The sequence below is a fragment of the Sedimentibacter sp. genome (assembly GCF_038562225.1).
Classification (GTDB): Bacteria; Bacillota; Clostridia; order Tissierellales; family Sedimentibacteraceae; genus Sedimentibacter.
On record NZ_JBCFAS010000002.1, the window covers coordinates 936,438 to 961,434 of the forward strand.

General features: G+C 44.5%; 23 protein-coding genes, 1 riboswitch and 1 other annotated feature. Of the genes, 11 read left to right on the forward strand and 12 right to left on the reverse strand.

Annotation, left to right across the window (positions count from 1 at the left end; genetic code table 11):
* Position 1 precedes the first annotated feature (1 nt).
* The 3 genes from AAGU76_RS10775 to AAGU76_RS10785 form a co-directional block, all read right to left on the reverse strand.
* Positions 2-955 carry a DUF2232 domain-containing protein gene (locus tag AAGU76_RS10775; RefSeq protein ID WP_342485485.1) on the reverse strand — a complete coding sequence of 318 codons (954 nt, stop codon included), beginning with the start codon at positions 953-955 and terminating at the stop codon, positions 2-4.
* 104 nt (positions 956-1,059) lie between these two features.
* Entirely contained in the window at positions 1,060-2,793 is a 1,734-nt protein-coding gene (locus tag AAGU76_RS10780; protein ID WP_342485486.1) for a sigma 54-interacting transcriptional regulator, read from the reverse strand.
* Positions 2,794-2,804: 11 nt separating this feature from the next.
* Positions 2,805-4,118: a folylpolyglutamate synthase/dihydrofolate synthase family protein gene (locus tag AAGU76_RS10785; RefSeq protein WP_342485487.1), complete on the reverse strand. Its 1,314-nt coding sequence runs from the start codon at positions 4,116-4,118 to the stop codon at positions 2,805-2,807.
* 346 nt (positions 4,119-4,464) lie between these two features.
* Between AAGU76_RS10785 and AAGU76_RS10790 the strand changes: the two genes are divergently transcribed.
* The 10 genes from AAGU76_RS10790 (at position 4,465) to ilvC (ending at position 17,047) form a co-directional block, all read left to right on the forward strand.
* A complete protein-coding gene (locus tag AAGU76_RS10790; RefSeq protein ID WP_342485488.1) occupies positions 4,465-5,751 on the forward strand; it encodes an L-serine ammonia-lyase, iron-sulfur-dependent, subunit alpha in 1,287 nt (428 codons plus the stop codon).
* Between the two features lie 38 nt (positions 5,752-5,789).
* Complete coding sequence (locus AAGU76_RS10795) at positions 5,790-6,989, forward strand: hypothetical protein (RefSeq protein WP_342485489.1); 1,200 nt, start codon at positions 5,790-5,792, stop codon at positions 6,987-6,989.
* 61 nt (positions 6,990-7,050) lie between these two features.
* Entirely contained in the window at positions 7,051-8,226 is a 1,176-nt protein-coding gene (locus AAGU76_RS10800; protein ID WP_342485490.1) for an amidohydrolase, read from the forward strand.
* An 11-nt stretch (positions 8,227-8,237) separates the two neighbouring features.
* Positions 8,238-9,404, forward strand: coding sequence for an amidohydrolase (locus AAGU76_RS10805; protein WP_342485491.1), 1,167 nt, complete (start codon positions 8,238-8,240; stop codon positions 9,402-9,404).
* A gap of 103 nt (positions 9,405-9,507) precedes the next feature.
* Positions 9,508-10,881 carry a S41 family peptidase gene (locus AAGU76_RS10810; protein ID WP_342485492.1) on the forward strand — a complete coding sequence of 458 codons (1,374 nt, stop codon included), beginning with the start codon at positions 9,508-9,510 and terminating at the stop codon, positions 10,879-10,881.
* 335 nt (positions 10,882-11,216) lie between these two features.
* Positions 11,217-11,456 (forward strand) — a binding site (T-box leader).
* A gap of 91 nt (positions 11,457-11,547) precedes the next feature.
* Positions 11,548-13,071, forward strand: coding sequence for a 2-isopropylmalate synthase (locus tag AAGU76_RS10815; protein WP_342485493.1), 1,524 nt, complete (start codon positions 11,548-11,550; stop codon positions 13,069-13,071).
* Positions 13,072-13,083: 12 nt separating this feature from the next.
* Complete coding sequence (leuC, locus tag AAGU76_RS10820) at positions 13,084-14,349, forward strand: 3-isopropylmalate dehydratase large subunit (protein ID WP_342485494.1); 1,266 nt, start codon at positions 13,084-13,086, stop codon at positions 14,347-14,349.
* Positions 14,350-14,372: 23 nt separating this feature from the next.
* Positions 14,373-14,873 carry a 3-isopropylmalate dehydratase small subunit gene (leuD, locus tag AAGU76_RS10825; RefSeq protein WP_342485495.1) on the forward strand — a complete coding sequence of 167 codons (501 nt, stop codon included), beginning with the start codon at positions 14,373-14,375 and terminating at the stop codon, positions 14,871-14,873.
* A gap of 51 nt (positions 14,874-14,924) precedes the next feature.
* Positions 14,925-15,986, forward strand: a complete 1,062-nt coding sequence (gene leuB / locus AAGU76_RS10830) for a 3-isopropylmalate dehydrogenase (protein WP_342485496.1) — start codon at positions 14,925-14,927, stop codon at positions 15,984-15,986.
* A gap of 50 nt (positions 15,987-16,036) precedes the next feature.
* A complete protein-coding gene (gene ilvC, locus AAGU76_RS10835) occupies positions 16,037-17,047 on the forward strand; it encodes a ketol-acid reductoisomerase (RefSeq protein ID WP_342485497.1) in 1,011 nt (336 codons plus the stop codon).
* 33 nt (positions 17,048-17,080) lie between these two features.
* On the opposite strand, the gene yyaC is transcribed toward ilvC, so the two are convergent.
* Entirely contained in the window at positions 17,081-17,644 is a 564-nt protein-coding gene (yyaC, locus tag AAGU76_RS10840) for a spore protease YyaC (RefSeq protein WP_342485498.1), read from the reverse strand.
* Between the two features lie 209 nt (positions 17,645-17,853).
* The gene (locus AAGU76_RS10845; protein ID WP_342485499.1) at positions 17,854-18,441 is read right to left on the reverse strand and encodes a TetR/AcrR family transcriptional regulator; all 588 of its coding nucleotides are present in this window, start codon (positions 18,439-18,441) and stop codon (positions 17,854-17,856) included.
* A 166-nt stretch (positions 18,442-18,607) separates the two neighbouring features.
* Between AAGU76_RS10845 and AAGU76_RS10850 the strand changes: the two genes are divergently transcribed.
* Complete coding sequence (locus AAGU76_RS10850; protein WP_342485500.1) at positions 18,608-19,264, forward strand: hypothetical protein; 657 nt, start codon at positions 18,608-18,610, stop codon at positions 19,262-19,264.
* A gap of 58 nt (positions 19,265-19,322) precedes the next feature.
* Here the strand turns inward: AAGU76_RS10850 and AAGU76_RS10855 are convergent, their stop codons facing one another.
* From AAGU76_RS10855 to AAGU76_RS10885, 7 genes are all read right to left on the reverse strand, one after another.
* Positions 19,323-19,796 carry an acyl-CoA thioesterase gene (locus AAGU76_RS10855; protein WP_342485501.1) on the reverse strand — a complete coding sequence of 158 codons (474 nt, stop codon included), beginning with the start codon at positions 19,794-19,796 and terminating at the stop codon, positions 19,323-19,325.
* A gap of 62 nt (positions 19,797-19,858) precedes the next feature.
* Positions 19,859-20,533 (reverse strand): HAD family hydrolase, encoded by a 675-nt coding sequence (locus AAGU76_RS10860; RefSeq protein ID WP_342485502.1) that lies wholly within the window; start codon positions 20,531-20,533, stop codon positions 19,859-19,861.
* Complete coding sequence (gene ribE / locus AAGU76_RS10865; RefSeq protein ID WP_342485503.1) at positions 20,517-20,984, reverse strand: 6,7-dimethyl-8-ribityllumazine synthase; 468 nt, start codon at positions 20,982-20,984, stop codon at positions 20,517-20,519. Before ribE ends, AAGU76_RS10860 begins: the two co-directional genes overlap by 17 nt.
* A 13-nt stretch (positions 20,985-20,997) precedes the next feature.
* Positions 20,998-22,191, reverse strand: coding sequence for a bifunctional 3,4-dihydroxy-2-butanone-4-phosphate synthase/GTP cyclohydrolase II (locus AAGU76_RS10870; RefSeq protein WP_342485504.1), 1,194 nt, complete (start codon positions 22,189-22,191; stop codon positions 20,998-21,000).
* Between the two features lie 8 nt (positions 22,192-22,199).
* Positions 22,200-22,850, reverse strand: coding sequence for a riboflavin synthase (locus AAGU76_RS10875; RefSeq protein WP_342485505.1), 651 nt, complete (start codon positions 22,848-22,850; stop codon positions 22,200-22,202).
* Positions 22,851-22,854: 4 nt separating this feature from the next.
* Positions 22,855-23,958, reverse strand: coding sequence for a bifunctional diaminohydroxyphosphoribosylaminopyrimidine deaminase/5-amino-6-(5-phosphoribosylamino)uracil reductase RibD (gene ribD / locus AAGU76_RS10880; protein WP_342485506.1), 1,104 nt, complete (start codon positions 23,956-23,958; stop codon positions 22,855-22,857).
* A gap of 184 nt (positions 23,959-24,142) precedes the next feature.
* Positions 24,143-24,256: riboswitch (FMN riboswitch) on the reverse strand.
* Between the two features lie 87 nt (positions 24,257-24,343).
* Positions 24,344-24,967 carry a LysE family transporter gene (locus AAGU76_RS10885; RefSeq protein ID WP_342485507.1) on the reverse strand — a complete coding sequence of 208 codons (624 nt, stop codon included), beginning with the start codon at positions 24,965-24,967 and terminating at the stop codon, positions 24,344-24,346.
* Between the last annotated feature and the right edge of the window lie 30 nt (positions 24,968-24,997).

Sequence of the window (24,997 nt, forward strand, 5' to 3'; positions counted from 1 at the left end):
CTTATTTTATCTTTCTCAAATCGATAGCCAGATCCATAAGTCCTATTACAGCCAGCATCTGCGCCAGTCCTGCGCTCATCAGCAGCACCGTCGCCATTATTATTGTCTTCAGCGCCCTGCTCATGGCTGATCTCATCAGGTAAAACTTCAATACCGCAAATCCCTGTATGAACATTGCCGCAAAAACAATCATGAACAGATTGACCTGAATTGCAGACACGTTTATGTTTACCAAACTAAGCAGGAAGGACAAAAGCAAAAGCCCTGCCATGCCGATCATGAAAGACCTTGGAAATGAAAAGTAGCTCAGACCTTCATGCTGCTTTATGTCTATGGAGAAACGCCTTGCAAACCTGCTTGCAACCACATAGTTTATATAGGAAGTCAGTACGGATGATACTACCATTATTGCAGGAAACACGTTGGTTATTATGAAGTTCATGGTCTTTCCCATTTCGTCGAAGGTTTTTATCATGTTTTCGGTATCCGCGCCGCCCATGCCTGCTGGAGCGTTTGAAACCATTTCTTTCATTATATTTATGCTTTCATCGTACATTTCTGTCATCTGCTGCACAAAATTTATTCCCATGACTGCATTCATAAGCAGTATCAATACCACGAATGAAACCATGTATGCTGCGGAGCCGTAAAGTATGGTCTTGTTGGCATCCTCGTCCCTGCACACTCCGTAGGACAAAGCCACAGCCAGCGGTGTGTATAAAATCAGGAATATCATTCCTGTCTGAATCCCTAAAAGCATTGAAATCAGTATATCGGAAGCTATAAGCGAAAGAGCCGAATACTTAAGTCCCTTCCTCTTAGCAAGTATTATTGCCGGCGTAGGGTAAAAAAACATTACAATTGAAAAAAAAGAAGACAGATATGCCACCACTACAAGAATGCCTGTAATCATAGCAGCTTCTGTAATGCTTGATGTTTTTAAGTTTCTGTTCATTGTAACCTCATCTGATATTTATAATCTAATATACTATTTTACCCCAAAACCCCTATAAAGTCAAAAACTTATTTGATTTTACCGTTCATTGGACTTTTGCATCATCACGATTCCAGCTTCCTGTACAGGGTTGCTATGCTTATGCCCAGCTGCCTGGCTGCTTCTTTTTTTGAATCCACCGAATTGCCCAGATTTTTAATCTTGCTTTCTATGACGGTTTTCTCGTAGACCCGGGTAAGTTCAGCCAGACTTAAGTCTTCCGTTTCTATTCCCTTGCCCATTTTACGCTTTAAGTTCTGCGCTCCAACCAGGCTGTCTTCCTCAAAAATAACTGCGTATTCCACCAGATTTCTCAGTTCCCTTATGTTTCCCGGAAAACTGTGCTTCATCAGAACCTTTTCGGCTTCCGCAGTAAACCCCTGCAGGTCCTTTCCATACACCTTGGCGAAGCGGCTTAAAAAATACCTGGCAAGTATTATTACATCATATCCTCTTTCCCTGAGGGCAGGAAGATATATGGGAACAACGTTGAGCCTGTAGTAAAGGTCGTCTCTGAAGAGTCCCTTTTGCGCCAGGTCCCCCAGGTTCTTATGTGTTGCAGAAATTATCCTGGGGTTGACCTTTATGGGAGTATGACCTCCCACTCTCACTATTTCTTTTTCCTCAAGAGCACGGTTAAGCTTCACCTGCATCATGAAAGGAAGGTCTCCAATCTCGTCCAGGAACAACGTTCCGTCCCTGCATATTTCAAACCTTCCGGCTCTGCCTGAGCTGCTGGCCCCGGTAAATGAACCGCTCTCATAACCGAACAGCTCACTTTCGATGAGGTTTTCAGGTATGGCGCCGCAGTTGACAGCCATGAACACTTCGCTTTTTCTACGGCTGGCTGAATGGATTGCCCTGGCAAAAACCTCCTTACCTGTTCCTGTTTCTCCGATTATGAGAACGGAAGCGTCCCTTTCAGCAACCTGGACGGCTTCACGTCTGGCCTGGCGTATGGCTTCGCTTTCTCCGACAATCTCATCGAATGTTATGAGATCCTTCATTCTGTTCTGCTCAAGAACGGATTCCTTCATCTTGTCAAAATCTGAAAGCACCAGCACTGTCCCTTCCTGAGTATCCTTTATGATGATGGGGTTTGCGCTGATCATGAATTCCATTCCCTTAATCTTCACAGGCCCTGTTTCCCCGCTGAAATTCTGGGATGACAGCTTCCTGTAGGCTGTTTCAGGCAAAAGCTCCCGCAGGTTCATCGATGAACCTGCAGTTGATTTCAGTTTTTCATTTATATAATTGTTGGTTGTAATGATGTCTTTTTTGTTGTTTACTATGACAATTCCTTCGTTTATGGAGTTTATTATGGTCAAAAGCTCCGATGACCTGTATTCCAGTTTCCGCGTTATGTTTTTTTCGCTCAGTATGGTTGAAATTATGTGGCTTAACTGGCTTTCAAAATTCATGTAGCTTTCCTTGTTCATCAGGAGATTTTGTTTTGCCAGCTCATCGTATGCGCACATTCCAAGCACGCCTATGATACGGCCGCTGAACCTTACCGGTATGCAAAATTCAATCAGCTCCCTGCATGTGTTCCTGGATGTGCAGTTGAGGCAGACAGGATCGTCCTTGGGATTTTCAAGAAAGTACTGTTCTCCGGTGATCATGCAATTATGAAAAGCAGAATACATGGGAGCCCTGGCTCCTGTTTCAAAGTTTTTTTCTACAGTTGAAACAACACGGTCGAGATTTTCATCCACGATTAAAATATCCACGTTCGTCACTGCTTTCAAAGCTTCAACTATGTGGGAAAGCTCTGTCCTGATGCTCATAAGTAAACTCATCGTTATCCTCTTTAGTATGCTTTTTCCGTTATATGCTTTCTAAGAAGCGTCCTTATTTTTCCTATCATATACAATGAACCCACAAAGGCAGCCGCTTCATCTTCCTCAAGGCTGTCTACCAGCGGAATTATTTCAGCATCATCCTTTAAAGGCACTGCTTCAATACCGATACGGTTTTTAATAAGCTGTGCCAGGTCGACCGAATTCATTGCCCTGTCGCTGTCAGGTGTCAGAGTGTATATTTTTTTGCTTATGGCATGCAGGTAATCAAGCACTGTTTCCGGATTTTTGTCCCGCAGCATTCCATAGAACAATGTTAATTTCCTGCCCTTGAGATTTTCGGAAACTGTTTTTGCAAAAACCTCGATTCCGTCCTTGTTGTGACCGCCGTCCAGAATGATGAGCGGATGTTTGCTTATTACTTCAAACCTTCCGGCATAAGTGCAGCCTGCAAGTCCTTTTAAAATGCTTTCCTCCGTTATGGAAAACCCGGACTTCTTCAACAGTTCCAGTGCCAAAATAGCGGTGGCTGCATTTCGAAGCTGGTGCTCTCCGAGAAAATTAATCCTTACTTCTGGCAGGTCAAACACATCCTTTTTCCTGTACTCGAAGGTTTGTCCAGTCAAATCGCTGTTAATGAGCCTTACGTCCTCTGAGTCCGCCAGGTACACTGCCGCATGTTTTTTCCCGGCTTCCTGCAGTATGACGTCAACGACCTCACGGGACTGCGGGTAAACAGCAACCTGAGAATTTTCCTTAATAATGCCTGCTTTTTCGTAGGCCACTTCCTTCAGGGTGTTTCCCAGAAATTCAGTGTGATCAAGACCAACGGATGTAATTACTGACAAAATGCTTTCGCGAATGGCGTTGCTGGCGTCATACCTTCCCCCCATGCCCACCTCAAGCACCAGGACGTCTATTTTCTGTTCCTGAAAATACTTAAAGCCAATGGCTGTAATTACTTCAAATTCCGTAAGCTCATCTACTCCCTCGCCTCTCATTATGTCTATCTTTTCTTTGACAATTTCAGCGATTCGTGTCAGCGATTCTCTGTCGATAGGCACCTTGTTGATTTGAATCCTTTCCGTATACTCCTCCAGATGCGGACTGATAAACAAGCCGGTCTTATAGCCCGAAGCAACCAGCACATCATGTATCATGTTGCAGGTGGAACCCTTACCGTTGGTTCCCGCCACATGAACAATTCTGTAACTTTCCTGAGGGTTTCCCAAAAGTTCTGTAAGCCTTTTCGTTCGCTCAAGACCGAGTTTCGTGCCGTTGTTATGTACTGTGCGGATAAAACTTATTGCGTCATTGTAGTTCAATATTCCACCCCCGTTAATTGTTTGATTATATTATAATATAAATTATACAAATAAAAAAGTTAAATTCCTGCCTGAGGGAAATATTAGCAAAAATATTATGTCATTTTATCATCGTAATTCCCCGAATCTTCTTTTTATCAAATTTGATAAACGTTTAGCAATTTTAATAAATGCAAGGTCCTTTGTTTGTCAATACTTTTATGTCTAACAACCAATATATTATCAAATATGATAATTTCTTTTTTTGCAGTCATGTACTTTATTTTACAATCGTTGAAATCTGGCGGTTCCCTGATTTTGACAGTTGGCACGATTTATGCATAAATAAAGCAAAGGAGGTAGAAACATGAATACAAATCTGCTTATTGAAATACTTAGAAACCAGGTTACTCCCGCACTGGGATGTACCGAACCGGGAGCCGTTGCTTACGCGGTTGCCAGGGCAAAGGAAATTTTAGGCTGTGAAGTTACAAAGCTTGATATAGAAGTGGACAAAAATATTTTGAAAAACGGCATGAGTGTGGGTATTCCGGGAACCAGCGAACACGGAATATTATTCGCCGCCGCTCTGTCGCTGGTTATAGGAAAATCCCAGTACATTCTGGAGGTTCTGAAGGACGTGGACAACGAAAGCATCGACAGGGCGTTGAAGCTGGTGGAATCCGGCATCATAAAGCTTAGCCTGAACGATACAATCAGCGGTCTTTACATAAGGGTGAGGGCTACAGGCAAATCAGATAATTCAGAAGTTGTTATACGAAACGCACACACCAATATCGTGTACGAAAGCAAAAATGGCAAAGTACTGGTTGACAAGCCGTGTACGGCGGGTATAGAATCAACAGATAAGCTTGTTCAAAATATTGAAATAAAGTATATGATAAAAAATTTTTCAATAGATGACCTTATCCGGTTCTCAGACAGCGTCGCCATTGATGACATTGCATTCATTCAAAATGGCATAGACATGAATATGAGAATAGCGGACGCAGGTTTATCTGAACACACGGGAATCGGACTTGCAGGTTACTTCTACAGCCATGCCCAGGATGTGTTTTCCATGGCCAAGGCCTATACGGCAGCAGCATCGGAAGCACGAATGTCGGGATACCTGCTGCCGGTAATGAGCAGCGCAGGCTCCGGAAATCACGGTCTTGTGGCAATAATTCCGATTGCTTTTATCGGAAGCAGAAACAACATTACGCAGGATAAAATAATACGAGCCATTACCCTCAGTCACCTGGTCACCATATTCGTGAAAGTCCATCTTGGAGCACTGTCTCCCGTGTGCGGCTGCGGTGTGGCAGCAGGCGTGGGATGTGCTGCAGGGCTCACTTATCTGCTGGGGGGAAGCTCAACACAGATCAAATCGTCAATTAACAACATGGTAGCAGGAATTTCAGGGATGCTGTGTGACGGAGCAAAGCTAGGCTGCTCTTACAAGCTGTCCATTTCCGTTGATGCGGCCGTAGATGCGTCAGAAATGGCGCTTAAAAATATATTCATACCGGATGACAACGGCATTTTGGGAGACACGCCCGAAAAAACAATACAAAACCTTGCCAAGGTTTCAAACATCGGAATGAAAAATACCGATGAAGTTATATTGGAGGTTATGCTGAACAAATGCTAGCATAATTATATAATAAACTAATATTGGGAGGTATTAGAATGAACAACATCTTAGCGCTTTTCACAGTGGCGGTTGTCTACTACATTGGCGAATTCATCGGTACAAAAACAAAAGCATGGATTCCTTCTGTATTTGTGACAGCAATTTTATTTTTAATCGGTTACTGGACTTTCTTTCCAAAGGACATAGTGGTCCTGGCAGGACTGGGAGCTCCTCTGGGAGGCTTACTGGTAATCATGCTCTGCATAACTCACATGGGAACAATCATCAGCATCAAGCAGCTGCTCCAGCAGTGGAAGGTAATAGTGATTACCTTGGCAGGTTTGGTTGGTATGGTTGCAGCATGCTGGGTAATTTGTATCCCTCTTGTTGGAAAAGAGTACGTAATAGCAGGTCTTCCTCCTCTTACAGGAGGCATAGTGGCTGCAACCATGATGAACCAGGCAGCCCTGGAAAAGGGACTCACATCGGCGGCAGTGCTTGCAATCGCCATGTATGTTTGTCAGGGCTTTGCAGGATACCCTCTTACTGCAGTGATGCTCAAGAAGGAAGGAAGAAAACTTCTTGCAGCCTTCCGCTCCGGCGATGCAGTATCTGAATCCGCTGCTACTGCAGTTGACGAATCAGCAGGAAATCTTCAGGTAAAGGAAAAGGAAAGAAAGAAACTCATTCCGCCTGTTCCTCAGAAATACATGACCACAGGTCTTATAATTGCCAAGATGACCGCTTCGGCATTTTTAGCAAACAAGCTGTCGGTGCTAACAGGCCTTAACCAGGCAGTATGGGCGCTGATACTCGGTATCATTCTTACTGAAATAGGCTTCCTGGACAAAGATTCGCTGAACAAGGCAAATTCATACGGGTTCCTTATGTTTGTGCTCATGGTTTACGTATTTTCAGGATTGAAGGATGCAACTCCGCAAATTCTGATGGAAGCAGCAGGCCCTCTTGTTACAATCATAATTATCGGTGTTGCAGGAATGGCAGTGACATCCATTTTAGCGGGAAAAGCGCTGGGCATCAGCTGGAACATGGCATTTGCTGTGTCCCTGACAGCACTTTACGGCTTCCCTCCAAACTACATACTGACTGAAGAATGTGTAAAGGCACTTGCCGAGACTCCGCAAGAGCATGAATTCCTCATGAACAAGCTTCTTCCTATGATGATTGTGGGCGGATTCATAACCGTAACCATAACATCGGTAATTGTAGCCGGTTTGTTTGTAAATATGCTGTAATGAGAATAGAAATACAAAACCCGGGCTATGCCCGGGTTAATTTTAAATAGAGAGGTGTATTATGAATATTAAGTTATCAGCCGAAAAATACAATGATTTCATTGTTGAAAGAAGAAGGTTCTACCACTCCGTACCCGAGCTGAGCTTCGAAGAAACGAACACAACAAAAGCCATAGCACAGGACCTGGAAGCAATGGGCATAGATGTTGAAACATTCCCTGACTACAACGGCCTTGTTGGAACCATCCAGGGAGGAAAACCAGGAAAAACTGTGATGCTCCGTGCCGATATTGACGCGCTGCCTGTGGAGGAACACACGGGCCTTTCATTTGCATCAAAGAACTGTAACATGCACGCTTGCGGTCACGATGCGCACATTGCAATGCTCCTTGGGGCAGCTAGAATCCTTTATGAAAACAAAAATGAACTTAACGGAACAGTGAAGCTTCTGTTCCAGGCTGCCGAGGAATCATGCTACGGAGCAAAGTATTACGCCGATAATGGAGTTCTTGACGGCGTTGATGCAATATTTGGGATGCACATATGGGGGTCTTTGGATGCCCCTTACTTCAACCTGGAATCAGGAAGCAGAATGGCGTCCGTGGACAACTTCAAGATAACCGTTGACGGTGTTTCATCCCACGGTTCGGCTCCCCATCTTGGCAAGGATGCAGTGATTGCAGCATCATCAATCATCATGAACATCCAGACGCTTGTCAGCCGAATAAACGACCCTCTTAACCCACTGGTTGTTTCCATAGGCACAATCAAGGGAGGACAAAGGTTCAACATCATTGCAAATCACGTTGAAATGGAAGGAACAGTCAGAACTCATTCCCGCGAAGTGAGAGCGATTGTGGAGCAGAACCTGAGGGAAATCGCAGAGAACACGGCAAAAGCACTGGGATGCAGAGCAAATCTGGAATACTCCTACTACGCTGCCCCTATTATCAACGAACACGAACAGATAAACGAAATAGTAAGAAATGCAGCTGTGAAGCTGTACGGCAATGAAAGCCTGGTATCCATGCCTAAGCTCATGGGTTCGGAAGACTTTTCCTATCTCATGGAAAAAGCCCCGGGCTTCTACGGATTCATCGGCGGCAGAAATCAGGCAAAAGACATCATTTACTCAAACCACAACGACAAGTTCACTGTGGACGAAGAAGTGCTTCACAGGGGATCTGCCTTGTATGCGCAGTTTGCAGCCGATTTTCTTGCAATAAAATCTAATTAGCGGAGATTGCCATGATAATTAAGGACCTAGCAGAAAAATACAATGACTACATAATCGAACAAAGAAGATTTCTCCATGGGATTCCGGAGCTGAGCCTGCATGAGGCGAAAACCACTCAAAAACTTGCAGAAGAGCTAGAAAAAATGGGAATCCAGGTAATAAAGTTCGACGATTACAACGGATGCATCGGAATAATAAAGGGAGATCATCCCGGAAAGACAATAATGTTAAGAGCTGACATCGACGCCTTGCCTGTCAATGAACAAACCGGACTTCCCTTCGCTTCAAAAAACGGCAACATGCATGCCTGCGGCCACGACACCCACATGGCTGTACAGCTGGGTGCAGCCATGATACTCAACGACCTGAAAGGCGAACTTCACGGAAACGTAAAGCTTTTGTTCCAGTCCGGTGAAGAAGTTGGATTCGGCTCCAGGTACTATGTTGAAAAAGGATATCTTGATGATGTTGATGCGGTGTACGGCGCCCATGTATGGTCAGGTGTTGAAGCCGGAATATTCAACATGGAACCCGGAGAGAGAATGGCATCATGCGACACGTTTAAAATAATCGTGGACGGAGTTTCGTCCCACGGTTCCGCCCCTCATCTTGGCAATGATGCCTTGTACGCTGCAGCTTCCATCGTTATGAACATCCAGTCCTTCATAAGCAGAAGGAACAATCCTCTGGATGCGGCGGTTGTTACGGTGGGCACCATGAACGGAGGTCAGCGTTTCAACATAATAGCCAACCACATCGAAATGGAAGGAACAACAAGGGCTTTCAACAACAAGGTGAGAAACTCCATAGAAGGCGAACTGAGAAAAATAATCGAAAACACGGCAGAAGCCCTGGGAGTTAAGGCAAAGCTGGAGTACAGCTACCTGACCGATCCCATAAACAACGATAACGAGAAGCTTAACAAAATAGCACATGATGCCGTAGCAAAGCTGTTCGGCGAAGAAAGCCTGGCTTCCATGACCAAGGTCATGGGCGCAGAGGATTTTTGCCACCTGGTTAAGGACAGACCCGGATTCTTCGGATTCTTTGGATGCAGAAACGAGAAAATCGGTGCTGTGCACAACAACCACAGCGAGTTTTTTCTGGTGGATGAAGACACGCTCCACAAGGGTGCAGCAGTGGCGGCACAATTCGCATACGACTTTCTAAACGAATAAATATACATCTTAAGCCGCTGCTCTCCAGCGGTTTTTATATTCCACTTTACACTTTCACTTTTTTAAAATATACTTAGTATAGACTAAAATATAGAGGTGTGCCATGAAAAGAAAAATATGTTTGTTTCTTGCTGTTGCCATGATGATGTTATCCGTTCAGACAGCAGCATATGCGACGGAACTGGATCAGGACAAGTTTGACCAGGACGTTGACTTTATGAAGAGGGTTATTTCATTTGTGCTTTCCAACTACCAGTACGAAGTATCCCAGGAAGACATCATGAACGGACTTTATGACGGTTTTTTCAGTGTTCTCGACGACTACAGCGTATACTACACGCCTGAGGAATATAAGACAATGCTCGAAGATACAGCCGGAGAATTTTCCGGTATCGGTGTTCAGATAATAGACTCCAACGGGCAGGTTATGGTTCTGACTCCCCTTCCCGGTTCCCCTGCCATAGAAGCAGGAATCAAAGCCGGCGACATCATAAAATACGTTGACGGCAAGGATATCACTGGACTGACAGTAAACGAAGCCTCCACGCTCATACGCGGACAAGAAGGAACTAAGGTTACCATAGGCGTTGTACGAAACGGGCAGAATCTCACGTTCAATCTTACGAGAAGAACCATTGTTACCAGCTCTGTTGAAGGAAAAATCATGGACAACAACATTGGATATCTGAAAGTTACGGAATTTTCCGACAACACGGTTACATTTGTTGAAAAAGAACTTGAAAAGTTTGATGAAAGCAGCGTAAAGAAAATTGTGATTGACATGAGAAACAACGGCGGAGGAACACTGGATGCTGCAGTGGATATGCTCAACCTGTTCGTTACAAAGGGAGACCTGGTGTATGTTGATTACGCCACCGGCAAGGAAGATGTGTATACAAGCAGCCTGAAAGAGCAGAAATATGAAATTGCCGTTCTCATCAACGAAGGAAGCGCCAGCGCAACCGAAATCTTCGCAGGAGCTGTCAAGTACAGGAAGGAAGGGGTAATCGTGGGAACCAGGTCCTTCGGAAAAGGCATAGTGCAGACATTGTATCCCCTTGTTGACGGAAGCGGAGTGAAGTTTACCACAGCCGAGTATTTTTCTGTTGACAGAACTCCGGTACATAAGATAGGAATCACCCCTGACATAGTTGTTGAAAACGAAAAAATAGATCTGGCAAAGTATCCTGCATTCAGCAACGCAAAAAAACCTGTGCTCGGAACCGTAAGCCTGGATGTGCTGTCAGCTGAAATGATTCTTGACACTCTTGGATACGAAGTTGACGAGCCCGACGGAGTATATGACCAGAAATCCTATGAGCAGATGATGAAATTCCAGCAGGACAACTTCCTGTATCCCTACGGAACCATAGACATAGCAACTCAGAAATCCCTTTACAGCTCGCTGGTTAAGCACGCACAGACCAGCATAGAAGACAAGCAGCTGGAAGCTGCCATAACAGCGCTTACAAAATAAATAACTCACAAAACGAAGGTTCGCCTTCGTTAGACTATTGACAAGCCCAGATTTTGTCATCCTGAGCGATAGCGAAGGATCTCCTAATGTTGAAAAGATGAGATTCTTCGGACTACATCCTCAGAATGACAAAGTCGAAAGCTACCTTGTCATTGACCTGACGAAAGCTCGCCTTCATTTTTTTGCTCAGCTTCGCTTAAAGACAGACATATTGCCTGAATTTGTATTTCATACAAGTACAATGTGGATATTCGGCGAAAATTTTTCCAGATTTATTTTTAAAAAATCTATTGACAAACCATTTTGCCTCTGTTACAATTCAAAAAAATTAATCAACAAAAGCTGTGACGGAGAAAAAACTTTTCAACCTGACAAGTTACAGAGAGTCGGCGTATGCTGAAAGCCGATACTGTCATGAAAACACACTCGCTCCCGAGCTGATCGTCTGAATGAAGTAGGATGGTACGTTGCCCCGTTAAAGGCTAAGATTTGTCAGAATCTGAAATAGAGTGGTTTTTTGTATACGTACATAAAAACAATATGGGTGGTACCGCGGAATTATATCCGTCCCTGAAAGCAAATGCTTTCATGGACGGATTTTTTGTTTCCATAGGAGCCGGATTCTGAACGACTTTCCAGTAAAAAAATTAATCGAGGAGGTTTCATATGGAAAGAACAATTAAAATTTTCGACACCACATTGAGAGATGGAGAGCAGTCACCTGGCTGTAGCATGAACCTGAAGGAAAAAATCGAGATGGCCCAACAGCTTGAACGAATGAACGTTGATATAATCGAAGCCGGCTTTGCAGCAGCTTCACCGGGAGACTTGATGTCAATTCAGGAAATTTCCAAGAACATCAAAAACTGCACCATAGCAAGCCTGGCCCGCTCAAACAAGGACGATATAGACAAGGCGTGGCAAAGTCTGAAATACGCAGCACGTCCCCGCATTCATGTGTTCATAGCCACTTCTCCCATCCACATGCAGTACAAGCTGAACATGGCGCCGGAGCAGGTCATCAAAACAGCAGAAGAGATGGTTGCCTATGCAAAGTCCAAGTGCGAAGACATAGAATTTTCATGCGAGGATGCCACAAGAAGCGATATAGACTTCATGGCTAAGGTTATAGACACTGCCATAAAGGCAGGAGCCACCACCATAAACATACCGGACACGGTGGGTTACACCACTCCCGAGGAATATTCAAGTCTCATAACCTCTATCAGGGAAAAGTGCCCAGCCATAGACAATGTGGACATTTCCGTTCACTGCCACAATGACCTGGGAATGGCTGTGGCAAATTCGCTGGCTGCCATAAAGGCAGGAGCCACCCAGGTGGAATGCACCATGAACGGCATAGGTGAAAGAGCCGGAAATGCAGCACTGGAAGAAATAGTGATGGCAGTGAAGACAAGAAAGGATTACTTCAATGCCGCCACAAGAGTAGACACTACGCAGATAATGAGAAGCAGCTCGCTTCTGACAAGAATAACCGGCATCAAGGTTCAGCCCAACAAGGCAATCGTAGGAGCTAATGCATTCTCCCACGAATCGGGAATACATCAGCACGGCGTTCTGAAAAACAAGGAAACATACGAAATCATGACGCCAGAATCCGTAGGGCTTGACAAAAATAAGCTGGTTCTGGGAAAACACTCAGGAAGGCATGCTTTCAACGATAAGCTGGTACAGCTGGGATACAATCTGTCAAAAGAAGAGCTGGATGAAGCATTCAGAAAGTTCAAGGATCTAGCAGACAAGAAGAAGGATGTTTACGACAAAGACATCGAAGCCTTGGTTTCCAGCCAGAGAATCGATGTTCCAAAAACTTACGAACTCAGCAAGTACGTAATAAACACAGGAAACATAATCACACCAACTGCTACGGTGTCAATCAAAAAGGACAATGCTGTCACTGAAGAGGTAGCCACCGGAGACGGCCCCATCTACGCATCATTCAAGGCCATAGAGAAGATAATCGGAAAGGACTTCGAACTGGACGATTTCTCCATAAACTCCATAACCGAAGGCGAGGATGCACTGGGAGACGTAATGGTAAGGCTGAATGACAACGGCAGGAAGTTCGTGGGAAGAGGAATGAGCACGGACATCATTGAAGCCAGCATAACGGCATATATAAATGCCATAAACAAAATGATCTATGAAAATCAAAATATCATTCAATAAGGAGAACTAATCATGGGTATGACAATGACACAAAAAATCCTGGCAGCTCATGCAGGATTGAAGGAAGTTAAGGCAGGGCAGTTTATAGAAATGAATCTTGACCTGGTACTGGGAAACGACATCACAGCACCAGTTGCCATTAAGGAATTCAAAAAAATGGGAGCAGAAAAAGTTTACGACAGGGACAAGGTTGTAATAGTGCTTGACCACTTCGTTCCCAACAAGGATATAAAATCAGCGGAACAATGCAAGATTTCAAGAGACTTTTGTAAAGAGCAAAGAATAACCAACTTCTTCGACGTGGGCCAGATGGGTATAGAGCACGCCCTCTTACCTGAAAAGGGACTGATCGTTGCCGGAGAAACCTGCATAGGAGCCGACTCTCACACATGCACATACGGAGCTCTGGGTGCATTCTCAACAGGTATCGGTTCCACCGACATGGCGGCAGGTATGGCAACAGGCCAGGTTTGGCTGAAGGTTCCATCAGCAATCAAATTCAACCTTACAGGAAAGCCAAACAAATGGGTAAGCGGCAAGGACGTTATTCTTCACATTATAGGAAAAATTGGCGTTGACGGTGCATTGTACAAATCCATGGAATTCACCGGAGAAGGCGTAAAAGAACTTTCAATGGACGACCGCTTTGCAATTTCCAACATGGCCATAGAGGCAGGCGGAAAAAACGGAATATTCCCCGTGGACGAAAAAACGGTACAGTACATGAAGGAACATTCAACAAAGAGCTACACAGTGTATGAGGCAGATGAAGATGCCGAATACGAACAGGTTATTGACATAGACCTGAGCACATTGAAATCAACCGTATCCTTCCCCCACCTTCCTGAAAACACAAGAAGCATCGACCAGGTAGGAGACGTTAAAATTCACCAGGCAGTCATCGGCTCATGCACGAACGGTAGAATCGAAGACATGCGTGTGGCAGCAGAAATACTCAAGGGAAGAAAGGTTCACCCTGATGTGAGGGCAATCATTATTCCTGCCACTCAGGCAATCTACAAGCAGTGCATCACGGAAGGGCTGGCAGAAATATTCATAGACGCGGGAGCAGCCATAAGCACACCCACATGCGGACCATGTCTGGGAGGTTACATGGGAATTCTGGCAGACGGCGAAAGATCCATATCAACCACAAACAGAAACTTTGTGGGCCGCATGGGCCACACAGGCTCGGAGGTTTACCTGGCAAGCCCAGCAGTTGCTGCAGCTTCTGCGGTTGCAGGCAAAATAGCTGATCCAAGCGATATAATGAACTAATACAAATAATTCGGAGGCTAACAATGATTGTACAAGGAAAAGTATTCAAATACGGCAACGATATAGACACAGACGTAATAATACCGGCTAGGTATTTAAACGTCACGGACCCTAAGGAACTGGCAAAGCACTGCATGGAAGACATAGACAAGAACTTCATCAGCGATGTGAAGGAGGGAGACATTATGGTGGCGCTGAAGAACTTCGGCTGCGGATCATCCAGGGAGCATGCGCCTATAGCCATTAAGGCTTCAGGAATTTCCTGCGTAATAGCCAAAAGCTACGCCCGAATTTTCTACAGGAATGCCTTCAACATCGGACTGCCCATCCTTGAGTGCGACGAAGCTGCAGAAAAAATAGAAGCGGGTGATGAAGTTTCTGTAGATTTCAAAAATGGAGTCATCAAGAACATCACTAAAAATGAATCATACCAGGCAGAGCCGTTCCCTGAATTCATCGAGCAGATAATCAACGCCGACGGCCTGGTGAACTACGTTAAAAATCAATTGAAAATGAAGAGTTAAGAATTAAATGATAGAATTCTAAATTCTTAATTAAAAAAACGGAGGGTTTTAATGAATTTTAAAATAGCAGTTATAAAGGGTGACGGCATCGGCTCCGAAATTGTTGATGAAGCCGTCAAGGTACTGAACAAGGTCGGTGAGGTGTACAACCACACCTTTGAATTTACCGAAGCTCTGGCAGGAGGCGCTGCCATTGATGCGACCGGTGTTCCTCTTCCTGAGGAAACGCTGGAAATATGCAGGAACAGCCATGCACTGCTGTTCGGTGCAGTGGGCGGTCCCAAGTGGGACAGCCTTCCCAGCGACATAAGACCTGAAAAAGGTCTGCTGGCACTGAGAAAGGAACTGAACCTTTACAACAACATAAGACCTGCAATAATGTTCGAGGAGTTGAAGGACACTTGCCCCTTAAGGCCAGACATTGTTGAAGGCGGTCTGGACATAGTAATTATGAGAGAACTTACCGGAGGTATTTACTTCGGCAAGAAATTCACCGAAGGGGATTACGCCTGCGACTGCATGGAGTATTCAAAATATGAAATTGAAAGAATCGCAGAACAGGCCTTCAAGATAGCCATGGCCCGGGGTAAAAAAGTTACCAGCGTGGACAAATCCAACGTTCTGGAAACTTCAAGACTGTGGCGAAAGACTGTGGAAGAGGTTGCCAGGAAATATCCTGAAGTTGAGCTGAGCCACATGTATGTGGACAACGCAGCAATGCAGCTTGTTACAAATCCGAAACAATTTGATGTGATTGTAACAGAAAACATGTTCGGAGACATACTTTCCGATGAGGCAAGCATGATCACCGGCTCCATCGGAATGCTTCCTTCAGCTTCGCTGGGAGACAACAACTTCGGAATGTACGAACCCATACACGGGTCGGCTCCTGACATAGCAGGACAGGGAAAAGCAAATCCCATAGCAACAATCATTTCAGTTTCCATGATGCTTAAGTACACTCTGGGACTTCTGGAAGAATCAGCTGCAATTGAAGCTGCAGTGAAAAAAGCCCTGAAGGACGGTTACAGGACCGCTGACATAGCCAAGAAGGGTGAAAAAGCTCTTTCAACGCAGGAAATGGGAAAAATAATAGCAAGTAACATTAAATAATAATATAAATAATGAGTCCGTCAGGAGACGGATCTGAGGAGGACAAAGAAATGGGTACAATGTATTACGACAAGGACGCGGATTTGAAAGTATTGGAAGGAAAGACAGTTGCCATAATCGGTTACGGAAGCCAGGGTCATGCCCACGCTTTAAACCTTAAGGAAAGCGGAATAGATGTGGTGGTGGGACTTCAGGAAGGAAGCCGCTCCAGGGCAAAGGCAGAGTCACACGGACTGAAGGTTCTCACTGTTGCTGAAGCAGCAAAGGCAGCACATGTTATAATGATTCTTGCCCCCGACACAAAGCAAAAACAAATCTATGAAGAAAGCATAGCTCCTAACCTGGAGGAAGGAAATGCCATAGCATTTGCTCACGGCTTCAACATTCACTTCCATCAGATTATACCACCTAAGAACATAGATGTTTTCATGGTTGCTCCAAAAGGCCCCGGACATCTGGTTAGAAGAACATATCAGGAAGGAAAGGGAGTTCCGGACGTATTTGCAGTTCACCAGGATTACACAGGAAGATGCAAAGACATAACTCTTGCATATGCAAAAGGAATCGGAGGAACAAGAGCAGGCGTTATCGAAACCACATTCAAGGAAGAAACAGAAACTGACCTTTTCGGAGAGCAGGCTGTTCTTTGCGGAGGAGTAACCGAGCTTATAAAAGCAGGTTTCGACACTCTGACTGCAGCAGGATATCAGCCTGAGATAGCTTATTTCGAATGCCTCCATGAAATGAAACTCATAGTTGACCTTATCTATGAAGGCGGCTTTGAAAACATGAGATACTCCATAAGCGACACAGCTGAATACGGAGACTACGTGACAGGCAGAAGAATCATCAACGCAGATACGCGCAAGGAAATGAAGCAGGTGCTCACAGAAATCCAAAACGGAACATTTGCATACGACTGGATATCTGAAAACAAATCAGGATTGCCAAGATTCCTTGCCATGAAGGAATCAGAACTGGGACATCCTATCATCGGAACAGGAAAGAAACTCAGATCAATGATGTCATGGATCGGAAAAAGCGCTGAAGGAACAGAATAACAATGAAGAGGACCACAAGGGTCCTCTTTTATTTTATAAGCTGCTTAGCGATGCCTGTTCGTTCACATCCGATTGGAGCCTGTTGTTCATCTCCAATGCAAGGATTACACCTTTACATATGGTTTGGGCCATGTCATAAATCAGCGACAGCCTTGTGTCCTGCACCAGGTCGTGAAATTCCTTGTCGCTGGAATCTACTATCCCTATTACGGAAACATCTCCTATTTCCGGCAGCATCTTTCCTATTCCTTTTCCCGGGGTAATGGATCCTTCCCTTACCTCAATAACTCCCTGATTTTTCTTGTTGCTTAAACATGCATCAATGGCTATGATTTTTTCATAATTTTTCTTTTTCAAAATTTTTATGTATTCGTTGATGTTCATTGCATGGACAGGCTTATCCAGCGTTCCGTAAATATCACCTTCGAAATTTTCTTTTGAAAGCAGCGTTCCTGTCAAGGGTCCCAGGCTGTCTACAATGCACTTGTCTGTACCGATGCATACAAGTGCGAAATTGCTCTTCATGTGTTCAGCCAGATAACTGCCGATCTTGATGGCTGCAAAGCTGTTTTTGTAATGAACTTCTATCGGATTCAAAGGAAACACCCCCTATGTATATTAGTATATACACGCAGGGGGTGCATTATGTGTCATTCGTCAATTTAATCCCTGTTAATTTCATCACATCCACACCATTGGCTTAACCCTGTATTCCCGGTACTCATTTTAGAATCAGCCATTACATGCATAAGACATGTACGGAGCATTTTTTAAGTGCCCGATAACAGTGATAATCAGCAAGTCTGCTAGTTGGTAAAAATCTTAACCAGCATTTTCATGTAACTTCTCATTTTTTCCTGCAGGTCGTAGCTTCCGTCATGAGAAGCCCAGTCGTAGCACACGCCTCTTGCAGAAATGAAAAGATATTCCGTCATGGCTTCAGGTTCAAATTCCTTCGTAAGCTCTCCCGACTCCTGGCCTCTTTTTAAAACATCAATAAGCACTGCCTGCATTACCCTTCCCTTTGAAATATACATCTTGTTTGCCGATGCAAAAAGCTGCTTTGTTGTTTCCACACCTGTTATTTCATTGTACCTGGCGTAGTATACGAAGTAGTCCACGATGTTTTCCGGCGCACTTTTGCCGACTACGTTGGGATGAACCGTTTCCCTGAAATAAATGTCAGCTCTTTTGTATATTTCAATCAATATGTCGTTCTTAGATTTGAAATAGTTGTAAAAAGAACCCACAGACACTCCGGCCTTTGTGCATATGTCCTCTATTTTCATGCTGCTGTACCCTCGTTGTTCCATCAGCCTGATTGCAGTTTTATATATTTTATTTTTAGTGGCTTCAGCCTGAATTTTTCTGCTGTTTGTTTTTTCCCCAGCCATTTTTGTCTCCTTAAGTTGCAATTTTAATTAAATTCATTATAGCAAAAAAAAACGCCATTTACTATTAATATATTTAAAATAATTGAAAATTCAGTAACAATCGAATTTTAATTGACAATAAATATCTAAGACAATATAATGATTTATACTGAGGAAGGTGAAATAATTGGAAAGTTACATGAAAAGAACCGGCAAGGTGCTGTTGGGACTTGTCATATATGCAGTAGGACTGCTTTTAGGAATCCAGGCCAACATAGGGCTGGCACCATGGGACGCCTTCAGCATCGGCGTTTCAAACATAACAGGAATTTCATACGGAAATGTGAGCATAATCACGGGAATAGTAATTTTGGTTGCTGTAGTGGCTATGAAGGAAAAAATAGGCATCGGCACAGTGCTGAACACTGTGCTCATAGGACTCTTTGTTGACATTTTCATGAGCCTGAACATTGTTCCAAAAATGACCAATATGTTTGCAGGCACTGTAATGCTTCTCACCGGGCAGTTTATAGTAAGCCTTGCAACCTACTTCTACATAAGCCCCGGCATGGGCTGCGGACCCAGGGACACATTAATGGTCGCACTGGGCAAGAGGTTTCAGAATGTACCCATCGGAGCAATCCGCGGAATGATTGAAGGCACTGTTCTGACCATAGGCTTTCTTTTGGGAGCAAAGGTTGGAATCGGAACTATAATTGCAGTTTTCGGAATGAGCTTCATAATTCAGAACACCTTCAAACATTTGAAATTCGACGTAAAGGCAGTTGTCCACGAAAGCCTATTCGATACGGTTAAAAACTTCAAAGTGATATTTGCAAAGTAAAAGCTATGGGTACCATATCCATAGCTTTATTTTTAATCCTTAAATACAGGAAGCTCCTTCAGGAATTTTTCCTTGACTCTTTTCGGTTAAGATATCTCTTTCTTCCTTCTTCATATAGCCTCTTTTCATTCTCGCTCATCAGCTTAAGCCCCGGAACGGCAACAGGCTTTCCCTGGCTGTCCAGAGCCACAAAGGTGAAGTAACCGGTGAGAGCCACCTTCGGCGGTTCATCCACTTTAAGGTCTTCCACCACCACGGTGGCCAGAACCTCAATGGAGCTGTGCCCCACAAACGTTACCTGGCTTATGCATTTCACGTAATTTCCTATATGAATGGGCAGGTGGAACTCCAGTTCATCTACTCTGGCTGTCACAACATTTGTCCGGCTGTGTCTCATTGCTGCTATGCCTGAGGCATTGTCCATCATCTTCATGATTTCGCCCCCATGGACATTTCCGGCAATGTTGGCATGCTCAGGCTGCATGAGGCTTCCCATTATTATTTTTGACTCTTCAACTGTTTTGGCTTCCATGATTCACCTCTTTTTCAATTATAACAGCTCGGTTTAAAAAATTCCACATAAAGTATGAAAATTTATACAATTGAAAGCAATTCTAAAATGCTGCCGATGCAGGCAGAAGCACCTTCCCCTTCTTCCTTTCTGCCGTAGCCGTAGCTGCAGAAAACTGAATATATGCTGTTTTTTGCTGCAGCTTCCATGTCGTGGTACCTGTCTCCCACCATAACCTGGTTCATGGGATAGTCTTTCTTGATCAGACTTAAAATTTCATGCTTGGGTATGAAGTCATACATCTCCGAACAAATCATGTCATCGAAATACCGGTGAAGATTGAAGGCTGCAGCCGAGGCTTCCATGTACCTGATGCTGCAGTTGCTTAAAAACACTAGGCAGAAGCCTCTCTTTTTCAGTTCGCTAAGCACATGAAGAGAATTTTCATAGAGGTGCGCCTGACCGGACAGCATGAGTTCCTGCATTTCTCTTCCGATGATCATGCCTGCCTGATTTTTGTGCTGCTCCTCCAGGTCCTTCATGAAACTGTCCCACATTTCCTTCCTGGTGAAACCCAGCCATCCGGATATTTCTTCATCCTTCCAGATTCTTGGCTTTGCCTTGCCGCTTTCAACAAGGTAATCATATGCCTTCTTGAATGACGGTGCGTATATGATGATGCTGTTGTGAAGTGTTCCGTCAAAATCAAGATAGATGGTTCTGACGTCATGAAATTTCCTGTTATTTTCCCAGCTCATCGAAAAGGTTCACCATTTCTATGGCTGTGCAGGCAGCGTCATATCCCTTGTTTCCTGCCTTTGTTCCTGCTCTTTCTATTGCCTGCTCTATTGTGTCCGTGGTCAGCACTCCGAATATGACAGGCAGCCCTGTTTCCAGAGAGACGTTGGCAATACCCTTTGAAACTTCGTTTGACACGAAATCAAAGTGAGGCGTGGAACCCTTTATTACGGCTCCAAGGCAGATAACCGCGCTGTACTTGCCGCTTTGCGCCATTTTCTTGGCAGCCAAGGGAATTTCAAATGCTCCCGGTACCCACACAATCTCAATTTCATCTTCAGCAACCCCATGCCTCTTTAAAGCATCAAGGGCTCCTGCCAAAAGCTTTCCTCCTATGAATTCATTGAATCTTCCTGCCACTATGCCGTACCTTTTGTTTACTGATGTTAATTTTCCTTCGTATATTCTCATGATTTCCTCCAGATTAAAATTTTAGGTCGTGACCCATCTTTTCTTTTTTTGTTTTCAAATAAAACTCGTTTTCCGTGTGTGTTTCCACCTGTATGTTTTCCCTGCCAACAACCTCTATGCCGAAGCCCGACAGCCCTACCATCTTCTTGGGGTTGTTTGTCATGAGCTTAACTTTTCTAATGCCCAGGGAATAAAGTATCTGCGCTCCGATTCCGTAGTCCCTCAAATCCTCGTCGAATCCCAGAGCCAGGTTTGCCTCTACCGTATCCATTCCTTGATCCTGAAGAGCATAGGCCTTAATTTTGTTTATAAGCCCTATTCCTCTTCCTTCCTGCCTCATGTACAGAAGTACACCTCTGCCTTCTTCTTCAATTCGTTTCATAGCCTCGTGCATCTGGTCACCGCAGTCGCATCTCAAAGATCCGAAAGCATCTCCTGTAAGGCATTCCGAGTGAACTCTCACAAGCACCGGATCATCTGTATTTACATCGCCCTTCACAAGAGCCACATGATGCTCGCCGTTTATCTTGTTGATGAAGCCTACCATGTTGAATTCTCCGTACTTTGTTGGCATCTTGGCTTCAGTCACCCTTTCAACCAGCACTTCCTTCCTTCGTCTGTACTCAACCAGATCCTTTATGGTTATGAGCTTGAGACCAAATTTTTCTGCATACTTCTCCAAATCGGGAACTCTTGCCATGGTTCCGTCCTCATTCATGATTTCACAAATTACTCCTGCCGGGTTAAGACCTGCCAGCCTTGCCAGGTCAACTGATGCTTCAGTGTGTCCTGTCCTTACCAGCACTCCTCCGTCCTTTGCCACAAGCGGGAATATGTGGCCGGGTCTGTTGAAGTCCGTGGGTTTAGCGTCCTTCTCAAGCATGTGCTGTATTGTCTGAGCCCTTTCATGGGCTGAAATACCCGTTGTGGATCTGTTTGAATCCACAGATACGGTGAATGCCGTCTCCTTTGGGTCCGTGTTGTTGGCAACCATGCTCTTTATGTTCAGTTCATCAAGCCTATCCTTGAGCATGGGAAGACAAATGAGCCCTCTGCCGTACTTTGCCATGAAGTTGATGTGCTCGGCTTTCACCTTCTCAGCAGCCATTAAAAGGTCTCCTTCGTTTTCCCTGTCCTCATCGTCCACAACAATGACCATGTTTCCTTTCTTAAGCTCCTGAATTGCTTCCTCTATAGTATTAAACATATTTCCTCCTATAAAAATCCGTTATCTGCCAGAAATTTCATATCTATTTTACTCTTATCCCCGGATTTGTCCCTGAATGTCATGAACCTTTCAATATACTTGCCCACAATGTCGCATTCCAGGTTTACCTGATCACCGACCTTCTTCATGAGAAGAATGGTCTCTTCCTTGGTTACCGGAATGAGCGACACCCTGAAGGAATTTTCCGAGGTGTCAACAACCGTAAGGCTTGTGCCGTCAATGGCTATGGAGCCTTTCGGTATTATGTACCTTATGAGGTCCGAATTAGTTTCCACCGTAAGCCAGGTGGCAATGTCCTCATCCTTGTATCCTGTTATTGTTCCCGTGCCGTCTATGTGCCCTGACACAATGTGTCCCCCCAGTCTGTCGCTTACCTTCAAGGCTCTTTCAAGATTCACGGGACTTCCCTGCCTGAGCTTTCCCAGGTTTGTCTTTCGCATGGTTTCAGGCATCACATCCACAGTGAATGTGCTTTTGGTAAAACTCGCCACGGTCAGGCACACTCCGTTGGTGCATATGCTGTCACCTGCCTTCACATCCTCCAGAACCTTTTTGGCCCGTATGGTCAGCTTCATGGACTTTTCGCCTGATGCAGCACCTTCCAGCGTTCCCACTTCTTCAATTAATCCCGTAAACATCTAATCAGTCCTTTCTCACATATGCTTCAACCATAATGTCATCGTCAAATCTTCTTATGCTCACATCCTTCAGCAGAACAGCCTCTGAAAGATGCTCAAATCCCTTTCCGCCTACAGGCGTCTTGGAGCTTTCCCCTCCCACAATCTTCGGAGCTATGAAGGCGATAACCTTGTCTGCCAGCTTTTTTTGAAGAATAGAGAAGTTTAATGTAGATCCTCCTTCCACCAGCACGCTGTCTATTTCCTGGCCCCCCAGCCAGTCAAACAGAAATGCCAAATCAACCATGGAATCCTTCGGAGGTGTTATTACCACGCTTACATTTTTCATGCTGTTCAATGCCTTTAGCTTTTCTTTGTCAGCCATTTCAGTGGTGGCAATGATGGTCTTTTTCGGAGAATCAATTTGCAGGATTTTTGAATCCAAAGGAATCCTCAGCCTTGAGTCAACGATGATCCTCGTAGCATCCGTTCCCCCATCAATCCTGGTGGTCAGGGAAGGATTGTCATTTATGATCGTGTTGACACCTACCATTATTCCTGAAACCCTGTTTCTTATTTCATACACATGCCGCCTTGATTTTTCATTGGTTATCCACATTGATTCACCGGTCCTTGTGGCTATCTTGCCGTCCAGTGTCATAGCCGTCTTCAAGATGCAGAAGGGTCTTCTTTCCCTTATATACTTCAGGAAAACCTCATTAATTTTTCTTGCCTCATCTTCCAAAACTCCGGTTACCACTTCGATCCCGTTTTGCAGCAGGATGGAAGCTCCTCTTCCGGAAACCTTGGGATTGGGGTCTATCATTGCTATCACAGCTTTTTTAAATTTCTTTTCAACAATAAGGTTGGCGCAGGGAGGTGTCTTTCCAAAATGGGAACACGGTTCCAATGTTACATAAATGGTGGCTCCCTCAACATCCTCCGAAGCATTGTTTATTGCATTCACTTCGGCGTGAGGACCTCCGAAATGCTGATGGAAGCCTTCGCCTATAATTTTCCCGTCTTTAACTATCACCGCTCCCACCAGCGGATTGGGGCTTGTTTTTCCGGCGCCCTTCAAAGACAGGTCCAACGCTCTTTTCATGTAAAACACGTCCTTAGAATCCATAAGCACCTCCAGAATTATAGTCTCCAAAATTTTATCTTTTACTTTTATTACCCAAAAATCATTGACATATTCAGTCCGCACGTAAAATATATGCGTTCGTTCAGGGAGAACCGTCAAAAAAAATTAAAGGTTCTGAAATGTCTTCAGAACCTTAGTATGCTCAAAAATGCGGATGCAAATATCCGTTTCTCTTCTCCCATCCAGACTTTACTGTCGGTCTTGGAATTTCACCAAGTCAGCCTTTCGGCTCGCGGACTTTACCGCCGGTCGGGAATTTCACCCTGCCCTGAAGATATATTCAATTTAACGAAATTATAATACCATAAAGCATCTGTGTCAATTGTTTTTTTTGTCCGCTGCACTGGCTGAGAAGACGGAGGCTTTCTCATGGCTCGGTCTTCTGCCTGTTTAACAATAATTTCAGCCCGCAGATAATCAAAAATAAACCAACTGCAATATTCAGAATTTTTATGATGTATTGAGGTATAAAACCGCTCACTAAGCTTCCTGCTGCAGCTACCAGCGACAAAAAGCAAATGGTTGACAACACACACCCAACACCAAACAAACGAAGTTCACCGTGCTTAAGGTTGTTATCCGCAACCTGCGACGAAAATACGCCGCTCCAAAATACAATGGTCATGGGATTTGATGCTGTCAGCAGCATTCCCTGAAGAAACAGATTTTCAGATGTGCTTTCTGAAAACAATGACAGGTCCGGCAGTAATGTTATACTCATTGCTCCAAGCGCTGTGTTCAACCCGAACACGCAAAGCACCAGGCAGCCAAGCACCTTAAAGACAGCCTGCACACGTTCGTTTCTCATAAGTACCGCTACTCCCAGGCCTGACAGGGCTATGTATGATGCATCTACCAAGGCGATTGCCAAAACCAAGACTAAGCCATTTAAAAATCCAAGATTTGCAGATGTGTTGAAAACCAACAGGCACATGGGCCCTACTGCAAGCTGAAGCAGCATTCCAAATTTAAAACCCTTAAGCAATATCATATTTCCTCCAGACAAACAGCATTATTATTT

Excerpts from the sequence above, each read along its gene's own strand:
- AAGU76_RS10775 (WP_342485485.1), bottom strand. The coding sequence starts at position 955 with ATGAACAGAAACTTAAAAACATCAAGCATTACAGAAGCTGCTATGATT.
- AAGU76_RS10780 (WP_342485486.1), bottom strand. The coding sequence starts at position 2,793 with ATGAGTTTACTTATGAGCATCAGGACAGAGCTTTCCCACATAGTTGAA.
- AAGU76_RS10790 (WP_342485488.1), top strand. The coding sequence starts at position 4,465 with ATGAATACAAATCTGCTTATTGAAATACTTAGAAACCAGGTTACTCCC.
- AAGU76_RS10795 (WP_342485489.1), top strand. The coding sequence starts at position 5,790 with ATGAACAACATCTTAGCGCTTTTCACAGTGGCGGTTGTCTACTACATT.
- AAGU76_RS10800 (WP_342485490.1), top strand. The coding sequence starts at position 7,051 with ATGAATATTAAGTTATCAGCCGAAAAATACAATGATTTCATTGTTGAA.
- AAGU76_RS10805 (WP_342485491.1), top strand. The coding sequence starts at position 8,238 with ATGATAATTAAGGACCTAGCAGAAAAATACAATGACTACATAATCGAA.
- AAGU76_RS10810 (WP_342485492.1), top strand. The coding sequence starts at position 9,508 with ATGAAAAGAAAAATATGTTTGTTTCTTGCTGTTGCCATGATGATGTTA.
- AAGU76_RS10815 (WP_342485493.1), top strand. The coding sequence starts at position 11,548 with ATGGAAAGAACAATTAAAATTTTCGACACCACATTGAGAGATGGAGAG.
- leuC (WP_342485494.1), top strand. The coding sequence starts at position 13,084 with ATGGGTATGACAATGACACAAAAAATCCTGGCAGCTCATGCAGGATTG.
- leuD (WP_342485495.1), top strand. The coding sequence starts at position 14,373 with ATGATTGTACAAGGAAAAGTATTCAAATACGGCAACGATATAGACACA.
- leuB (WP_342485496.1), top strand. The coding sequence starts at position 14,925 with ATGAATTTTAAAATAGCAGTTATAAAGGGTGACGGCATCGGCTCCGAA.
- ilvC (WP_342485497.1), top strand. The coding sequence starts at position 16,037 with ATGGGTACAATGTATTACGACAAGGACGCGGATTTGAAAGTATTGGAA.
- AAGU76_RS10845 (WP_342485499.1), bottom strand. The coding sequence starts at position 18,441 with ATGGCTGGGGAAAAAACAAACAGCAGAAAAATTCAGGCTGAAGCCACT.
- AAGU76_RS10855 (WP_342485501.1), bottom strand. The coding sequence starts at position 19,796 with ATGGAAGCCAAAACAGTTGAAGAGTCAAAAATAATAATGGGAAGCCTC.
- AAGU76_RS10860 (WP_342485502.1), bottom strand. The coding sequence starts at position 20,533 with ATGAGCTGGGAAAATAACAGGAAATTTCATGACGTCAGAACCATCTAT.
- ribE (WP_342485503.1), bottom strand. The coding sequence starts at position 20,984 with ATGAGAATATACGAAGGAAAATTAACATCAGTAAACAAAAGGTACGGC.
- AAGU76_RS10870 (WP_342485504.1), bottom strand. The coding sequence starts at position 22,191 with ATGTTTAATACTATAGAGGAAGCAATTCAGGAGCTTAAGAAAGGAAAC.
- AAGU76_RS10875 (WP_342485505.1), bottom strand. The coding sequence starts at position 22,850 with ATGTTTACGGGATTAATTGAAGAAGTGGGAACGCTGGAAGGTGCTGCA.
- ribD (WP_342485506.1), bottom strand. The coding sequence starts at position 23,958 with ATGGATTCTAAGGACGTGTTTTACATGAAAAGAGCGTTGGACCTGTCT.
- AAGU76_RS10885 (WP_342485507.1), bottom strand. The coding sequence starts at position 24,967 with ATGATATTGCTTAAGGGTTTTAAATTTGGAATGCTGCTTCAGCTTGCA.